A 17,480-nucleotide genomic window follows, 5' to 3' on the forward strand; every position below is an offset into this window, starting at 1 on the left:
AACCCTTTCAACTATCGTAATGTGCCCGAATGAACGAGGTTCATACCGAATCGGGAGATTGGCAGTTTCAGTTATCCTTATACTTTCCACAGGAGCGCTAACAAATTGAACAATATACATAAATACATAATTATAACGCCAGTACGGGATGAGGCGCTTTATATAGAGAAAACGCTCGAATCCGTCCTTTGCCAGACTATCCTGCCTTCCCAATGGCTCATTGTGGACGACGGTTCAATTGACGGCACCGGTGAAATACTGGATCTTCGCACCGCCCAGATTAGCTGGATAAAAGTGATTCATAGGGAAAACCGGGGATTCCGGGCTGCCGGCGGCGGGGTCATGGAAGCTTTCTATGCCGGGTACTCTGTACTGAACGATGAAAATTGGGATTTCATCGTCAAGCTAGACGGTGATCTGTCGTTTGCCCCTGATTATTTCGAACAGTGCTTCAAAATCTTTGAAGCCGAACAGAAATTGGGAATCGGCGGCGGGACCATCTGTCAGCTGGAAGAGGGTCAACTGAAAGTGGATTCCGTAGGAGATCCGCTATTCCATGTCAGGGGGGCAACCAAAATTTACCGCCGCGCCTGCTGGGAACAAATCAACCCGCTAGTCAAAGCCTCGGGTTGGGACACCATAGATGAAGTCAAGGCCAACCTGCACGGCTGGGCTACACGGACTTTCGCTGAGCTCAAATTGGTCCAGCACAAGCCCACTGGCGGAGCGGATGGTTTTTGGCGAGACCGGTTCAAAAATGGGCGGGCTAACTACATTACCGGCTATCACCCTATTTTTATGCTGGCCAAATGTGTGAAGCGAGCTCTACGCAAGCCTTTCCTTCTTGAATCACTGGCTTTGTTGGCAGGATTTTGTACGGGTTACTTGAAAAGAATCCCGCAGGTAGGGGACGTCGAAGCCATCCACTACCTGCGGCGGCAGCAGATTCGGTTCCTTTTGCGTCGGCCCGGCATATACGGATAGCCCTAATCCCATGGCCTTTTATCCAACACCCATGACATCGGTCGATCTTTCGATCATTGTCGTGAACTCTGATAAGGAAAGTTAATGTGCGGAATCTGTGGAAAACTGAATTTTAATCGGCAAAACCCCGTTGGTCAGGGTCTCCTCCGCCAAATGATGGATATGATTCAACATCGAGGGCCGGACGGAAGCGGTGAGTTCCTGTCGGGACCTGTTGGCTTGGGCCACCGCCGATTGAGTATCATCGATCTGGACACGGGAGGACAGCCTATGTCTAACGAAGATGGCACGGTGTGGGTGGTTTACAATGGAGAGATCTACAACTTCCACGAGCTGCGGACCGAGCTTGAAGAGAAAGGCCATCACTTCAAATCCACAACGGATACCGAGGTCATCGTTCACTTATATGAGGAGCTGGGCGATCAATGCGTGGCTCGACTTCGCGGCATGTTTGCCTTTGCCCTTTGGGATGAGCGTAAACAGCGTCTGCTTTTGGCGCGCGATCGTGTTGGCGTAAAACCTCTTTACTATACTAATACCGGTAAATCCCTGATTTTCGCTTCTGAAATAAAATCGCTCCTCGTCGACCCGGACGTCGAGCGGCGGGTCAATCCGCACGCCATAGACCGGTTTCTTACCTACTATTATCTGCCGGGAAATGAAACGTTGTTCGACGGCATCTTTAAATTGGATCCCGGCCATTACCTCACCGTACAGGACGGGCGGACATCGGTAGAACAGTATTGGGATTTGCGCTTTGAAATACCGCCCTGCCCCCCTAGCTTCGATGAGGCTGTCGATGTTCTGCGGGAATTACTTAGCCGCACTGTGAAGGATCACATGATCAGCGATGTACCCGTGGGTGTGCTGTTAAGCGGCGGCGTGGATTCTACAGGGATACTGAGTTACGCGACTCAGCACGCGGATAGGCCGATGCATACGTTTACCATGGGTTTCAGCGGCGCAAATTTTCAGGATGAGCGGCCCTATGCTAAATTGGCCTCGCAAAAATTCGGGACGATTCATCATGAAATCTCGATGTCCGCCAATGATTTTCGCGAGTTTCTTCCCAAGTATGTCTGGCACATGGAAGAGCCGGTCTGCGAACCTCCTGCCATAGCGCTATATTTTGTGTCGCAGCTGGCCAGGCAATCCTCAGTCAAAGTGTTATTGTCGGGTGAAGGCGGCGATGAGGCTTTTGGCGGTTATCAAACTTACCGGAATCTTCTCATCCTTGAAAAATTGAAATCGGCCTGCGGACCGGCTAAGGGTCTCCTGCGCCTAGGATTTCAAGCTCTGGGGCATGCAGGTTATAAGCGCATCGGACAGTATGCGAATCTGGTCGAGCCAACGCTTGCCGAATATTATTTGAGCCGCACAGCAACACCTTACACGCCGTTCAACCAACGCAAGCCTGAACTTTATAACAAGGAATTTGCGGCATTTCTCGACATGCAGTCATCGGGAATACCCACACGCAGATTGTTCGAGCAGGTGAGCGATCAACCCCTGCTGAACCGCATGCTATACGTGGACACTAAGACCTGGTTACCGGACGATCTGTTGGTCAAAGCGGATAAAATGACGATGGCGGCATCGGTTGAGCTTCGGGTTCCTCTGCTCGATTACAGGGTGCTTGAATTTGCGGCCTCGCTGCCGCTGCATTACAAAGTGAACGGCTGGAAACTGAAGCGCATCCTGAAGGCGGCTTTAGTGGAAACCGTTCCCCAGGAAATTCTCAACCGGAAAAAAACAGGCTTTCCGGTCCCCTACGATGACTGGATGCGTAAGGAGATGAAGGATTTTGTATTCGACACGATATTGGCAACAAATGCGGGTCTGGATTCGTATTTTTGTAAAGAAGCGCTTACCAACCTGTTGCAATCGCACCAGAAGGGTAAAGGTTATTCCAAAGAGGTTTTCAGCTTGCTGGTGCTGGCGCTTTGGCATCAACAATTTGCCGGTCTGTCACCATCCCCGTTTGAGTCGGTAAATTGAACGCTATAGGATTGCTATTCACATTAGTCGTCAGCGCATTTCTCCTCGTTTTGCCGAGAAGATTGGCCGCTATTCCTTTGTTGATTGGCGCTGCTTATATGACTCGTGGTCAGGTGCTGGAAATCGGGCCTGCGCATTTTACTGTGGTGCGGATTCTGGTGACGGTCGGTATTTTACGCGTCCTGTTAAAGGGGGAACGGATTGCAAACGGCATGAATCAAGTGGATCGATGGCTTGTTCTCTGGGCCGTTTTTTTAATTGCCAGCAGCATTTTCCATACCTCCGATGCATGGGTTTTCCGGATAGGTCTCATGTGGAGCGAAGTGGGATGCTATTTTTTATTCAGGGTTTTTATTCAAGACGCGAAAGACGTTGAGCAAATTTTCAAAGCGCTGTGTGTTGCTTTGGTGCCGATCGCGGTGCTCATGCTGTTGGAAAAAGCCACCGGGAAGAATTTCTTTTCAATTTTAGGTGGAGTAGAAGAAGTCGCCACTTTCCGTAATGGACATTTTCGTGCTTCCGGACCATTCTCTCACCCGATCTTGGCTGGAGTTGTGGGCGCCACATGTTTCCCGATGGCTCTGTATTTGTGGAAAAGTCACCGCAAGCACGCAGTGCTGGGATTGTTTTCTGCCGGGGGCATCATCTTTGCCAGCACTTCGAGCGGCCCCATCATGATGCTTCTTTTCATCCTATTCGGATTGGCTCTTTGGAAAGTCCGTGATCATTTACGCTCGATCCGTTGGCTCGCCTTAACAGCGATTGTCGCCTTGGACGCGGTCATGAAAGACCCTGTGTACTTTCTGATGGCGCGAATTGACATTTCCGGCGGCAGCACCGGCTATCATCGGGCGCAGCTGATTCGGTCGTCCATTGAGCATTTGGATGAATGGTGGTTAGCAGGTACCGACTATACACGGCATTGGATGGCGACAGGCATATTCGCTAACGCTAATCATACCGACATTACCAATCACTTGCTGGGGATAGGTGTGATGGGGGGGCTGCCGTCTATGTTTCTATTTATCATGGTTCTGGTTGCCGGGTTCGGTAAAGTAGGAAAAACGCTGCGGGAGAATGAAAGTGCTTCGATGGAACAGAGGCTTCTCATCTGGACATTAGGAGCGATTTTGTTTGGACATGTGTGGAACTTCTGGTCGATTTCCCTCTTCGACCAATCAGTTGTTTTCTTTTACCTTATTTTGGCCGGTATTAGTGCCGTTCAGGTTGCAAAGCCATTTGCCGTCAATGTGGAGGTCAAACAGTCAGTCGGCCGCATGAGACAATCACGCTATGTATCGAGGTTGGGATGAAAAAACGAAATAAAGGAGGGATCGGACAACAGAAGACTCATGCCTTGTGGAGACTCACTCAGCGAGTAAATCTCTCTGCAAAAACGTGTTGGATTAAGCGCTTGATTCCACGGTTAAGCACCGCGTATCCTGGCTTCCCTTCGGATAGCGCTGCCGGTTCAATCCCTAATATAGGGTTCCCCTTTTACTGAATCTACTCGGAGAGTACTCAATCATGAAATCAATTTCTGTCATCATAGTTAGTTGGAATGCCCGCGACTATTTGCGGGATTGTCTGAATTCGATTCGTCAAACAGGTGCGTCCTGCGTACAAGAAGTGATTGTGGTCGATAATGCCTCCAAAGACGGCTCGCCGGAAATGGTGGAGAAAGAATTTCCGGAGGTCACCTTAATTCGCGCCGGGGCAAATCTTGGCTTTGCACGGGCAAACAATCTGGCCATGAAGTGCGCCAAAGGATCCATGTACGCACTGGTGAATTCGGATGTGATTATCCACCCAGGCTGCCTGCAAACACTTGCCTCATTTCTTGATCAGCATAATGACGTCGGTTTGGTTGGTCCCCGGGTCATCGGAGGCGACGGCAACTTGCAGCGGACGTGCCGTAAGGTGCCGACCGTTTGGAATACGGCATGCAGGATACTGGCGCTAGACCGGATTTTTCCGGACTGGCAGCTGTTTTCGGGTTTTGAGGTGCCGCATCGGAACCATGCCAAATGCATGGAAGCGGAGGTATTGAGCGGTTGTTTCTGCGTGGCAAGAAAACAGGCAGTGGATGAGGTCGACGGCATGGATGAGCAGTTCTTTTTCTATGGTGAGGACATCGATTGGTGTAAACGTTTCCGGGATGCCGGATGGAAAGTGATGTTCGTGCCCGAAGCTACGGCGACACATTTTGGCGGTGCCAGCACATCAAACGCGCCGCTCCGTTACAGTATTGAAATACTGCGCGCCACATTGAAGTATTGGCGGAAGCATCACGGAATTGCCGGTCATATTGTTTGCTACTTGCTCATACTGGCGCATCATGGCTCTCGATTACTGACTCGCGGCGTGAAGCGAAGCTTGGGCATGGGGAGCTCTATTGACAGCCGTCACAAGCTTAAGGAAGACACTGTGTGCTTGCGCTGGCTGTTGACCGGTAAAGGGATCTAGCGCGGTAATCGGATTACCCAAAGCAGCCTAAAAAAATTCTTCAGAGAGGCCTTTTAAAATGACAAAGCTTTACCACATTCAAATTTCTCCGCATTTTAAATCCCCACCCGGAACGGAATTATTTTCCATCCTGGAGCAGTTATTACCGATAAACTTTATTTTCGGCGCACAAGACGGCATTGAAGCGGATGGTGCAATTGTTATCGATGACAGCGCCGACAAAGATGCGGCCGGCGTCCCCCGTATAAGCCTGTCGTCACCTGCCGAGCCAGCGAACAAATCTCCGCAAATTGAGACTGAAGTGGAATTTGCGAATGACCCAGACGTGCCGTTTCCGTTTCGAGGCCGCAGGGTAAACACCAAACTGGCGCAGGTCGAGTCTGTTCTTGCTGCGCGTCCCGATGAAACGGTTCTCGCGTCCAGCAAGCGGGGGCCGATTTGGGTACTGTCCAAAGTCGGTGGAGTAAAGCATTTCAGATCGGCTTTGCCTCTCCCGCACATCTCTACTGAAGAAAATTTCAACGATGTCTTTAATGGGGAATGCTTCCTGGAAATGCTTGTGCTGTTGCAATTCGTTCGTGAAATCACTGCAAATACGGCTTATCAGAATGCACCCTTGCGGGCGGGGTTTATCATAGATGACCCAAACCTGCATTGGCCGCGATATGGCTTTGTTGATTATCGTGAGATTATTGCTCATGCGCAAAAAGAGAACTACCACGTTTCTTTCGCCACTATTCCACTTGATACATGGTTCACACATGCGGCAACCGCCGACCTCTTTCGAGCGAATTCGCAGTGGCTTTCGTTATTGATTCACGGGAACGACCATGCAAAAAAGGAACTGGCGCGGAATTACTCGGAAGCAATGCGGAAGGGCCTACTGCAACAGGCAATTCAACGCATTAAACGCCTGGAGCGGAAAACTAATATTCACGTTTGCCGGGTGATGGTGCCGCCGCATGGCGCTTGCTCGGATGCAATGTTGGCTGAGCTTTCAAAGTGTGGATTTGAATCGGCTTGCATTTCGACAGGGTCCTTGCGCGCACATAACCAAGACAAGCCGTGGACAAAAACTCTGGGCTTTTTTCCTGCTGAGATCATTCAGGACTGCCCGGTTCTCCCGCGATGGGGATTGACCAGCAATGTCAAAAACTCGCTGCTGCTTGCCGCCTATCTTGGTCAGCCGATGATCCTTAGAGGACATCACCAGGATTTGAAAGACGGGGGGGCGGTATTCGATGAATACGCACGATTCATCAATGGCTTGGGAAACGTATTCTGGTCAAACATGACCGACCTGAGCAGGCTTAGCTATCTATGGCGGATGGAAGGAACAACATGCCTCGTAAAACCGCTGGGGAGGAGCATCGCCTTTGAGCTTCCAAACGAGGCAACAAAAATCGTAATCGAAAGTCCCGAATCAATTGATAATTGTACTTGGCAAACGACTTCTGCCGATGGATTTCAACGCAAAATAATGTCGGGCGAGCATCTGCTTTTGTTGAAGGAAATGGGTTCTAAAATCCTCATTGAGCGCGCGCCCCCCTCCTCCCCTTGCGTTAAAGCAAGCCTCAAGCCGACAGGAGTGCCACTCATTTTACGCCGTTTACTGACCGAGGCTAGAGATCGTTTGTTAGTGTTGTAGTGCTTAGAATGCTAGGTATTTGTACCAATATATTCTTTCCTGCTTTTCATATTTAATAACATCAAGTGTTTAGTTATTGTTGCTGCGACGGTTTTGTAACGGGTCAAAAATCCTACCGAATTTAAAACCTGCCTGTCATTAAATAACTGACCACCCGCTAGGCTGATGGATGGATTTCATACGCAGGTGAATCAATAATACTGTTTTTTGCCGTTAGTTATTATCGGCCGCCTATCGACACTTATTGTGCAATATACCAAGCTTGAAATTTCGGACTCAGTTTGACTAAAACTTAAAAGGAATCAATATGGAAATTAACATATTTGGACTGGGTTACATCTGTATTTCGGCGGCTTGTCTTGTCACCGATGGTCACAACATGTTTACAGTGAGTCCCAACTACGCTGAAGTTGACTTAATCAACCAAAGTAACAGCCCGGTCGCCGTCACGAAAAACTCGCCGGAATACGCTAATGCACGACAACGATTATGCCCTAATCAGGCAATGATTGATTTGGTGCGTAATGAGGATGCTCTAATGGGGGAACGGTACTATGCCATCATCGGTTAGAGTGTTGTTACTTGTCGAAAATAATTCGTACCCTTTTGATTTCCGGGTACGCAGGGAGGCGCAGGCATTACTTGAGGCCGGATACCAAGTGTCCGTTATTGCTCCTCGAGGCCCTGCTCAACCGTGGACAGAAGACATTGAAGGCGTCAGTGTCTATCGGTTCCCCGCCCCGCCCGGCGGCGTAGGAGTACTCAGCTATGCTTTTGAATTTGGCTATGCCACTTTAGCCATGTTGTTGTTAACGACATGGGTCTCGATAAGCAAAGGCGTTGACGTAATCCATGCAGCCAATCCACCCGATACGCTTTGTGTCATTGGCATCCTATTTAAATTGTTTGGAAAGCGGTTTGTGTTTGACCAACATGACCTTGCGCCGGAGACTTATCTTTCTCGCTTTGAGCAACCGCGTGCAAACCTTATTTATAAAATTTTGTGTTTTATGGAGCGACTTTCCTACGCGGCGGCTGACGCAGTTATCGTTACCAATGAATCCTACAAGCAAGTAGCCATCAAGCGGGGAAGCAAGCATCCTGACAAGGTGTTTATTGTCCGGAATGGCCCCCCTCTTACCTACCAACCGCTGGAGCCCGATCCTGACTTGGTTCGGCGAGCAAATTATCGGATTGGATACATTGGCACTATAGGTCCGCAAGACGGAGTTGACTACTGGCTGCGGGCTATACGCGAAATGGTATTTACTCTTGGACGACGTGACTTTCTGGCCATCATCATCGGAAGCGGGGATGCCTTAGCCGGTGTGCAAGCCTTGGCCAAGGAGTTGGAAATTGAAGCTTACGTTTTGTTTACCGGTCGCCTTTCCGAGTTCGAATCCCGTAAGCACCTTTCGGCAGTTAATGTGTGTGTGCAACCGGATCCGTTAAGTCCATTGAATGACAAATCTACTATGAACAAGTTGATGGAATATATGGCATTAGGCAAACCGACAGTCGCGTTCGACTTGGTCGAAACTCGCTTTTCCGCTCAGGATGCAGCCATTTATGTAAAACCGAACGACGAGCTGGAGTTCGCGAAGCAAGTTAGCCGGTTATTGGACAATCCGGACGAATGCGAAAAAATGGGTGAAATTGGCCGTGATAGAGTAGCCAATGCATTGGCATGGGAATACTCGGAGCCCGAATTGATTTCCGCATATAGCGAAGGCTTGGGCTTGTCTCCAGTTGCCCTGGCCCAATCCATGAAGGTTGGGTAAAGCTGTTCATAATGACAACAGGAACCGGCATGCTGTGCATAGCCATGCCTGTACATGAAAACTATTGATTAATTTAGAGGTATTGCATGAGCACCGTCGATGTTGTTATACCCTGTTACAACTATGCAAGGTATTTGAGCGCCTGCGTTCATAGCGTGCTATCCCAGTGCGGCGTCAATGTTCGCGTACTCGTAATTGATGACTGTTCATCGGACAACACAGCTCAAATCGGTCAGGAACTGGCCGCGGCTGATAGCCGGGTCGAGTTCCGCAGGCACGAAGTGAACAAAGGTCACATTGCGACGTATAATGAAGGATTGATGGGCTGGTCAGCTGCCGAATACAGTGTTTTGTTATCGGCAGACGACTTGCTGGTCCCCGGCTCGCTTAGCCGGGCGGTCCAAATTATGGATATCGACAAAAGCATTGGCTTAGTCTACGGACGTTCGCTCTACTTCGCCCAAGAGGACGATATCCCACGCATCAAGAGTCGAGAGTGCAGCTACACCCGGTGGTTAGGAACCGAATGGCTGGAAGGTAGATGTCAAGGCGGACACAATGTCATTTCGTCACCCGAAGTTGTGGTGCGAGGAACCGTTCAGAGAGCCGTGGGTGGCTATCGTCCCGAACTTCCCCATACCGGCGATCTTGAGATGTGGCTAAGGATTGCCGCAGTCTCCAATATTGCGTATGTGCGGGGCGTACCACAGGCCTACTATCGCGTACACGCGGCCAGCATGCAGCGTACCAAATACCAAAACAAGCTAGTCGATTTACAGCAGCGCAAAGCTGCGTTCGACAGCTTCTTTCAGCACCATCAAAACGTTGTCACAGATGCCTATCGTCTCCACGATCTTGCCAACCGTGCCCTTGCACGCGAAGCTCTATGGGAAGCGTGTCGGGCGTATGATCGCAACGAAGTGGAAGAATGCGCTGCCAATGAGTTGGAGCGATTTGCAACGACAACCTATCCTAAAGTAACACCTGAGTCCGTAGCGCTCCGTCGTCGGCGATTCGTCGGACCTATTATATGTAACCGAACCCAAGTCTTCGCCATACCGGCTATTGTGCGTCGAGTTTGCAGCTTGTTGCGACATGAGAGGTGGAAATGGCAAGGAATATGATTGATCGAGCTGGATTCCAGCTTTCGCGCCGTTACCGGCAGTTACGTAACATCTGGAAGGCCGAAGGGTACGGCGGAATTATCCGTCGAACGCGAACAGCACTAGTGCAATGGGCTACCCCGAAAGACATTATGATGCCAGTCCGCCCTATTGATGTTATAGAGGCTGACCTATCCCGGCCTTTCCCTGTAATAGTTCCGAAGGCCGCCCCTGATCAGCCGGTATCCATCAATTGGGTGATGATCCCTGCCGGTGCCGGGTCGGGCGGCCATACTACGCTATTCCGTATCATCAGATATCTTGAAGCACACGGATATGTCAACCGGGTTTACTTCTACGATATTCACCACGTCGACCATCAATATTATGAATCGATCTTGCGTCATTCTTACGGTTTCCATGGGCATGTGGCAAATATTGACGATGGAATGGAAAACGCTCACGCTATTGTAGCCACCTCTTGGCCCACGGCATATCCAGTATTTAATGCTCGTAGTGAAGGAAAACGCTTTTACTTTGTACAGGATTTTGAACCTTACTTCTACCCCGCGGGAGCCTTAAACGTTCTAGCCGAAAATACCTACCGAATGGGTTTTCACGCCATTACCGCCGGCCGGTGGTTGGCGGAAAAACTCCGTTCCGAGTTCTCTATGGATGCCGACTACTTCGAGTTCGGGAGCGATAGCTCTCACTATAAGCGCTTGTCGGATTGCCGGCGTTCCGGTGTAGCATTCTACGCCAGGCCTGAAGTAGCGCGTCGCGGCTTCGAACTTGGACTGATGGCGCTCGAGATATTCGCTAAGCGTCGGCCGGAAATCGAACTTCACTTCTACGGAGATAAGATGGGCAATCTGCCATTCACCTTCGTTGACCACGGTCGTGTTACACCCGAACAACTCAACGATATTTATAATCGGTGTTATGCGGGGCTAAGTTTATCTCTGACGAACGTATCGCTGGTTCCCCATGAGATGCTCGCGGCTGGATGTATACCTGTTGTTAATGATGCCGTTCACAACCGCATTGTCCTGGACAATCCATTTGTTCGTTATGCGCAGCTGAACCCACACGCATTGGCAGCAGAGCTTGAGGCCTTGGTCACGATGGTCGATTTCGACACGCTATCTCAGGCGGGTACGGCAAGCGTACACTCCGCGACCTGGGATGACGCGGGTGCTACTGTCGATGCTATATTTCGGCAAGCGTTCGGAGCGTGACAGATATCGTCTGTCACACTAGCAGGACTACTGGTCTAAAGCCTGCTATGGTCAAGGATAATTTTTTGAGAACCTTGTTATTGAGATAAATCAGAAGGAGAAAGATATGAAAGTACATGGTCTTTGTATAGTTAAAGACGAAGCTGATGTCCTTGAGGAGTCCATGACAGCAGCACTGCGCTGGTGCGATCATGTTTATGTTTTCGATAACGGCAGCACCGACGGTACATGGGAACTCATCCATAAACTTGCTGAGCGCTATCCCCAGATCATTCCATACAAGCAGGACGATACTCCTTTCAGCGATGGTCTGCGTGCCGACATTTTTAATTCATTTCAGTCAAGATGTCGCCCGGGCGACTGGTGGTGTCGGCTTGATGCGGATGAGTTCTATATTGATGACCCTCGTATTTTTCTTGCTAAGATACCCACTAATGTCGACACGGTATGGACCGCTAGCTTCTCGTATTATTTTACTGATAAAGATGCGGAGCTATATCATCAGAATCCAGCAAAGTACTCTGAAACACCCGTTCAGCAGCGACTTCGCTTCTACGTTAATCATTGGAGTGAACCCCGATTTTTCAAACATCGAGATGGTATCGTCTGGACCCGTGAAGACGGTGGATGGCCAGAGTCTTTACATCGAGCGCAGGCTTACCCAGTTCGCATATGGGTAAAACACTATGCTTACCGTTCTCCCGAGCAAATCGAACAGAGGCTACGGAGCAGGCGTACTGCAATCGAATCCGGAACGTCATTCGGTCATGAAGCGCTCGCAAATTGGAGCAGCGCTGTGGCGTCCGTACGCCAGACGCGCGCCGGATTCGCTAATTCCAGCTCTGAGCTAGCGGGGGTGCATTGGGAAGAACGTGTCGTTCCGGCTTCCAGCCTAGACTTCGACGGTTTGGACCGTCGATACGTCGTCAACGAACAATTAATGCCGCAAATTCTTCAACCTAAATATTTGGATCTCAAGCGACTGCTGCCGGGGTTTATACGTAAAAATCTAAAACGAGTACTGCGTTCATTGGGGCGAAAATAATTGCACTCCCATTTAGAACGAGCAAAGAAGGAATGGTTTGCGATACCGTATTTTGGATAGATTAGTGAGGAAAGTATTTTTGAATTATATGATTATTCATAACTTTATGTCTTTGATCCGAGATGAGGAAAGCAATGAATCAACAAGATAAGCGAATTCGAGTTTTATATAGCTTTCCGCACAAGCTAGGGGCCGATAGGATTTGCACAACTGCTTGGTATCAAGTGTATGGCTTGGCAAAGGCTGGAGCTGAAATTCTAGTGTTCCCGGGTGCTCTGAGTAGACCACTGCCAGCCGGCATAAAGATTAATCCAACCCTTTCTTGGGGAAAAATACGCATCCCGTATAAGGTTCTCGGTGACATGAGGGCTTTTTCTTTGCACGATTATATTGTTTCTCAGCGGCTCGAAAAATTGGCCGGGCAAATCGACATAGTCCACACTTGGCCGCTGGGCGCATTAAGAACATTGGAAACTGCAGCTCGTCTTGGTATACCTACAGTCATGGAAAGACCTAATGCACACACTAGATTCGCTTATGAAGTTGTGCAGAAGGAATGCGAACGGTTGGGGATGGTTTTGCCGCCAGATCACGAGCATTCGTATAAAGAGGACGTGCTCATCAAGGAGGAAGCTGAATACGCGTTAGCGACCCGGTTGCTGTGCCCGTCTGACTTTGTGGCACGTAGCTTCCAGGATCTTGGCTTCTCTAAAGAAAGACTCGCTCGACACCAATATGGTTTCGACGAACAGATCTATTATTCCGATTCGGGATCGCGTCAGGAGAGAGTCGGGCTGACCATGTTGTTTGTCGGTGGCTGCGCGCCAAGAAAAGGCGTTCATTATGCTTTGGAAGCATGGCTGAAATCTACGGCATGCCACGAGGGAAAGTTCATGATCGCGGGTGGATTTGTCCCTGGATATGCTGAAAAACTTGCTTCGATGCTGTCTCATCCTAGTGTCCAGGTTTTAGGACATCGAACTGACGTACCCCAGCTCATGCGGCAGAGCGATATTCTGGTTCTGCCAAGCATTGAAGAAGGAAGCGCGCTCGTGACTTCGGAGGCGCGAGGCAGCGGATGTGTCTTGCTGGTATCGGAGGCCGCCGGTGCGATTTGTGAGCATATGGAAAATGCACTTGTGCATCGGGTCAGTGATGTCTCGACGCTCACCCAACACATTAATCTGCTGCAAGAGGATCGCGAATTTTTGCAGCGATTGCGGACAGAGAGTCTTCGCCTTGTCCCGGAAATCACCTGGAATGCAGCTGGAGTGAAATTACTGGATGTTTATCGTGAAACCATCGCCGCGTATGCGGGAGCACAATAATAAAAGAACGAATACGGAAAAGAGGGCTGTATTGAGTGAAAACGTAAGATTATAGAATGGTAATCTTGAAATGCAGCCCGCCCCGCGACCAGTCGATGAAAAACTCTCACTTACATCTTTCCAGAAATCGGAGCGGGATGCCCGCTAGTCAACTGCTTTGCTGTCCCTGCAAATTCCTCAAACAGCCTTCAGCATGTTGACCTCTCTCAGTTCACCCGCAAATTCGTAGGTGCAGAGAGTATGGCTACGGAGGGGGGCGTCGTTGTTGTGCCGCCTGTGCCGATAGAGTTAATACCCACGTTGGTTCCGTCAGAAGCGGCTCCGTAGCCCAAAGAGCTTGATGTTAATTGATAACCAGCCGGTGTGGTAGGACTAGTACCGCCAATAAACGTTGGAGTGCCAATGAGGTTATTGGTGCCATTGGCTGAGCCGCTACTGTCGAACAGGTTATGCATAATGGTGCAACTAGTACAGTTCAAACTAAAGTTGGCATTAATCATAATATTATCCTGAACTGACGCATTGGTACTTGCAGGTGATCCGGTTTTTGCATCAATGTCCACGGCTGTCCCTCTAACTGTATTGTGCTTAAACGTACCGTTTTTATGACTACCAAGTTGAACTGAATTTGCCCCTCCACTACTCGCCCAAAATACATTGTTAGTGATTACCTCGGTATCGCCTCCATCAGGAGCCATAATGAAAGTAGAGTCATTCGTAAAAATATTTCCAGTTATTGTTGTATGGGATTGACCGTAAAGCTGAAGAGCGTCAACATGACGGCCATAATTTCCCTGTTGAATCCCCTCAAAAACATTTCCAGGCCCGATTACAACACCATAAGTGCCAACCTGTATGCCGTCAGACTCCCCGCCACCGCCAAAGTGATTGTTGGTAATGGTAACGCCTACAGGCTGAGAGCCCATTGGGTATGAAGATACCTGTAAACGTCCTTCAGCGCAGTTAGCACAAACAGATATACCGTCGAATGTATTGTTATCAATCAGAATATTGGCATTGACCATGCCTGATGTACCAATAGACGCTTGACCGGTAAACTTACTTCCAGCAACAGTGATATTTTTGGTAGTGCTATCGGATATATCCATCCCTGCTATCGTTAAATTCTGGAACTTAAGATGGTTGGAACCGTTACTTATGCTGAGGGATGAAACTGAGGCGCCCTGTCCGGAAACCGATTGCACGATAACATCGCTCGTTTTGACAATATTGGAAAGGCTTACTCCGCCATAACTTCCTGAATTTAAACAAATTGTTGAGCCGGCAGCGGCACCCGAAATGGCTGTAGCCACATTGGCACCAGGGCTCAGGGTTTGGGTACAAGCAGCCCAAGAAACTTGGGATGATCCAAGTAGAATGGAAAACAAAATGATTTTTTTAAAATGGTAGGTTTTCATTAATTTCTCTTTACAAAATATATTAAGTTGAAATGGTTAGGCATCAACACTCATCTATAAATATCGATTTCAGATTTTGTTAATTATGCACTAGCTAACATGTCCTTGATCAGACATTTGTTCGCCAGAAACTGCCTCCAGCTCAGTTGGATCCAAATGCCGGTAGATTATTACCGGCCCGCCTGTGCGGTAGCCGACGGAGACTGGCCTCGCCCAATGCGATGCCAGCCCCATCGGTATGCCGCTTAAGCTGTCATTGACCCGTTATTAATAGCCATTCCCAAAGGCTGACATATTCGAACTGGCTTTATATGCCGAGCCAGTCCATGTAGCGGGTAAGCTCGTCAGGGTGGTGGAAGCACTCGATTCCAGCGCACCGGTTCCCGATCCCAATAGATCAAGGAATCCGATTTGCCCTTTCGATCCCAGTATCGCAATCCAATAAGGCTGGGCTGCGGTAACAGAGGCTACGGGAACCGGTACCAAGTTCCACGCTCCAGACTTAAGCGTACTCAATTTACCTTGAGCGACAAGAGCCCCAGGATGACCGCTATTGTCCTTATAAACACCGGCAACCAGTTCCGTTGCAGTTGAGCTTGCATCCAGATAAACCTGCACAGTGGTTACTACGCCGGTCTTCTGAGGTGTCGTCCGGTATGCTTGCGCTGTACCCTGCGGTTTATAATCGACCCAAGGCTCTTTGATTTTGTCGCCCATTACAAACTGCTGCGGATTTGAAACACTGACTGCAGTCTTTAAGTTGTAAGTGACTTCTGTTGCGGTCAAAGCCCGATTATAAATGCGTACCTCATCAATATAGCCTTGGAAATACTCGCCCCAAACACTGTTTCCACCGATGCGCAACGCGCCTGTAGATTGCTGAATCAGGCCAGTCTGTGCTCGCTTGGCAACCTCTACACCGTTCACATAAATCCGCTGATATTGCCCATCATAGGTTGACACAAGATGTGCCCACTGATTTGCCGGCAACTGGCTGGGACCTGATATGACGCGATAACTTCCATCATTGAAAGAAGAAAGAGGTACATTGGCATCCTCATTGGCATAGAGGTTATAGACCGCCCCTCCGGACTTTTCCTTCGAGAATACAGTTTTTCCGCCGGTAGTCAGGGATGTTGGATACACCCATGCCTCAAGGGTCATACTGGTTGAAAGATCCAGTGCTGCGCTGTCATTGACTGAGACCCAGGCATTCGTACCATTAAAACTCAGTGCATTTCCACTATGACCGTTGGTTATCCTGGTTGCATTACTAATAGTGCCGAGGTTACCTTGACCCGATGCATCCGCAACAGTAGTGCCACTGACTTCATCAAAGCCATAGGCTGCCACCAAGCCGGTATTACTGGTAGATGTAGTCGGCGCTGGAGTCGGAGTCGGAGTCGGCGCTGGCGCTGGAGTCGAAGTCGCCGTCACGGTAATCAGGTTCGGATAGGTCTTGGTGATGCTTCCGCTGGCTCCGGTTACCGTCAGGCTTACACTATACGTCCCTGGGGTCGCATAGGTCGCTGTGGTAACTTTAGCCGTTGTGTTCGTCACGGTAGGCGTGTAGGAACCGGGAAAAGACCATGCCCAGCTGGTAATGGTCCCGGTTGTGACAGGCGTGAAATCCACCGCCAAAGTTGCGACACCGCTGGTTTTACTTGCTGTAAAATCCGCCGTTACTGCCGTCGTCGCGGCAGGTACTGTCAAATTGGACTCATTAGAATAAGCGCTCTCGACGGTCTTGGTCGAATCATAGGCCTTCACAGCGAAATAGTATTTGGTACCCGCTTGTAGACCCGATACCGCGGAAGTAGTTGCATTGCCTACATCAATGGTTGAGGTGTAATTGCCGCTACTTAAACCGTAAGCTACTTTATATCCCCCCACACTGGATGACGTACTGGCATTCCAGGCGAGGTTTGCGCTTCCAGCTAATAAATTGCCACTGAATAAAAACAGGGCGAGTCCGACCAACAAAAAGTGAGGGAACAGCTCGCGCAAGGAGGTGTTCGTAAGATAATTTTTCATAATAGATTCCATAGTCCTCTTAATTGGATTTAAAGGCGTAGGGGGTAATTCTAGGGGGCTGAGACAAGCTAAAGACCGCTTCTGAAAAGCGGATTAGGGGCGAAAGCAAAAATACCAATTTAGTCGATTTATTCATAATGTTACCTCTAATACATAAGACCATTAATTTACGAGACATTCGATCTCTATTTTTTATATCATATTGAATTATATTGAAAATTTATAAGAATCATATGATCCATTTCATCCATGCAAAAGGATTTCTATAAGACTCGCCTAAAGTGTAACGTAGAAAAATCACAAAAATCGTGAAGTCTCTTCCATTTTATCCATGCGATATTATTTCTATATAACTCAACTAGAGTGTATTGCTGGAATATTAACGTTTTCTTAAATATACGTACTATTACTTACATATTTTTACGTAGGTGATAACA

13 protein-coding genes are annotated in these 17,480 nt (G+C 49.0%); 11 read left to right on the plus strand and 2 right to left on the minus strand.

What is annotated here, in order from left to right; genetic code table 11:
• Positions 1-105: 105 nt before the first annotated feature.
• The 11 genes from METTU_RS17260 (at position 106) to METTU_RS17310 (ending at position 13,591) form a co-directional block, all read left to right on the plus strand.
• Positions 106-984, plus strand: a complete 879-nt coding sequence (locus METTU_RS17260; protein ID WP_006893119.1) for a glycosyltransferase family 2 protein — start codon at positions 106-108, stop codon at positions 982-984.
• 84 nt (positions 985-1,068) lie between these two features.
• On the plus strand, positions 1,069-2,982 hold the full coding sequence (asnB, locus tag METTU_RS17265) for an asparagine synthase (glutamine-hydrolyzing) (protein ID WP_006893120.1): 1,914 nt from the start codon (positions 1,069-1,071) through the stop codon (positions 2,980-2,982).
• Positions 2,979-4,295: a hypothetical protein gene (locus tag METTU_RS17270; protein ID WP_150107885.1), complete on the plus strand. Its 1,317-nt coding sequence runs from the start codon at positions 2,979-2,981 to the stop codon at positions 4,293-4,295. The genes asnB and METTU_RS17270 overlap by 4 nt, the downstream gene beginning before the upstream one ends.
• Positions 4,296-4,509: 214 nt before the next feature.
• Positions 4,510-5,448, plus strand: coding sequence for a glycosyltransferase family 2 protein (locus tag METTU_RS17275; RefSeq protein WP_006893123.1), 939 nt, complete (start codon positions 4,510-4,512; stop codon positions 5,446-5,448).
• Positions 5,449-5,506: 58 nt separating this feature from the next.
• Positions 5,507-7,096: a hypothetical protein gene (locus METTU_RS17280; protein WP_006893124.1), complete on the plus strand. Its 1,590-nt coding sequence runs from the start codon at positions 5,507-5,509 to the stop codon at positions 7,094-7,096.
• 307 nt (positions 7,097-7,403) lie between these two features.
• Entirely contained in the window at positions 7,404-7,667 is a 264-nt protein-coding gene (locus tag METTU_RS17285; protein ID WP_006893125.1) for a Rossmann-fold NAD(P)-binding domain-containing protein, read from the plus strand.
• Positions 7,651-8,877, plus strand: coding sequence for a glycosyltransferase family 4 protein (locus tag METTU_RS17290; RefSeq protein WP_006893131.1), 1,227 nt, complete (start codon positions 7,651-7,653; stop codon positions 8,875-8,877). Before METTU_RS17285 ends, METTU_RS17290 begins: the two co-directional genes overlap by 17 nt.
• Positions 8,878-8,963: 86 nt before the next feature.
• Positions 8,964-10,001 (plus strand): glycosyltransferase family 2 protein, encoded by a 1,038-nt coding sequence (locus METTU_RS17295; RefSeq protein ID WP_006893132.1) that lies wholly within the window; start codon positions 8,964-8,966, stop codon positions 9,999-10,001.
• Positions 9,998-11,218 (plus strand): rhamnosyltransferase WsaF family glycosyltransferase, encoded by a 1,221-nt coding sequence (locus METTU_RS17300; RefSeq protein ID WP_217182919.1) that lies wholly within the window; start codon positions 9,998-10,000, stop codon positions 11,216-11,218. Before METTU_RS17295 ends, METTU_RS17300 begins: the two co-directional genes overlap by 4 nt.
• 106 nt (positions 11,219-11,324) lie before the next feature.
• Positions 11,325-12,263 carry a glycosyltransferase family 2 protein gene (locus METTU_RS17305; protein ID WP_006893134.1) on the plus strand — a complete coding sequence of 313 codons (939 nt, stop codon included), beginning with the start codon at positions 11,325-11,327 and terminating at the stop codon, positions 12,261-12,263.
• A gap of 134 nt (positions 12,264-12,397) precedes the next feature.
• A complete protein-coding gene (locus tag METTU_RS17310) occupies positions 12,398-13,591 on the plus strand; it encodes a glycosyltransferase family 4 protein (RefSeq protein WP_006893135.1) in 1,194 nt (397 codons plus the stop codon).
• A gap of 206 nt (positions 13,592-13,797) precedes the next feature.
• On the opposite strand, the gene METTU_RS17315 is transcribed toward METTU_RS17310, so the two are convergent.
• Both METTU_RS17315 and METTU_RS17320 read right to left on the minus strand, forming a co-directional pair.
• Positions 13,798-15,009, minus strand: coding sequence for a right-handed parallel beta-helix repeat-containing protein (locus METTU_RS17315; RefSeq protein ID WP_006893136.1), 1,212 nt, complete (start codon positions 15,007-15,009; stop codon positions 13,798-13,800).
• Between the two features lie 267 nt (positions 15,010-15,276).
• Positions 15,277-17,043 (minus strand): LamG-like jellyroll fold domain-containing protein, encoded by a 1,767-nt coding sequence (locus METTU_RS17320; RefSeq protein ID WP_006893137.1) that lies wholly within the window; start codon positions 17,041-17,043, stop codon positions 15,277-15,279.
• Between the last annotated feature and the right edge of the window lie 437 nt (positions 17,044-17,480).

This window comes from Methylobacter tundripaludum SV96, from assembly GCF_000190755.2.
Lineage (GTDB): Bacteria > Pseudomonadota > Gammaproteobacteria > Methylococcales > Methylomonadaceae > Methylobacter_A > Methylobacter_A tundripaludum.

Coding starts and splice junctions, on each gene's coding strand:
- asnB (WP_006893120.1), top strand. CDS start 1,069: ATGTGCGGAATCTGTGGAAAACTGAATTTTAATCGGCAAAACCCCGTT.
- METTU_RS17320 (WP_006893137.1), bottom strand. CDS start 17,043: ATGAAAAATTATCTTACGAACACCTCCTTGCGCGAGCTGTTCCCTCAC.
- METTU_RS17295 (WP_006893132.1), top strand. CDS start 8,964: ATGAGCACCGTCGATGTTGTTATACCCTGTTACAACTATGCAAGGTAT.
- METTU_RS17310 (WP_006893135.1), top strand. CDS start 12,398: ATGAATCAACAAGATAAGCGAATTCGAGTTTTATATAGCTTTCCGCAC.
- METTU_RS17315 (WP_006893136.1), bottom strand. CDS start 15,009: ATGAAAACCTACCATTTTAAAAAAATCATTTTGTTTTCCATTCTACTT.
- METTU_RS17275 (WP_006893123.1), top strand. CDS start 4,510: ATGAAATCAATTTCTGTCATCATAGTTAGTTGGAATGCCCGCGACTAT.
- METTU_RS17300 (WP_217182919.1), top strand. CDS start 9,998: ATGATTGATCGAGCTGGATTCCAGCTTTCGCGCCGTTACCGGCAGTTA.
- METTU_RS17280 (WP_006893124.1), top strand. CDS start 5,507: ATGACAAAGCTTTACCACATTCAAATTTCTCCGCATTTTAAATCCCCA.
- METTU_RS17305 (WP_006893134.1), top strand. CDS start 11,325: ATGAAAGTACATGGTCTTTGTATAGTTAAAGACGAAGCTGATGTCCTT.
- METTU_RS17285 (WP_006893125.1), top strand. CDS start 7,404: ATGGAAATTAACATATTTGGACTGGGTTACATCTGTATTTCGGCGGCT.
- METTU_RS17290 (WP_006893131.1), top strand. CDS start 7,651: ATGCCATCATCGGTTAGAGTGTTGTTACTTGTCGAAAATAATTCGTAC.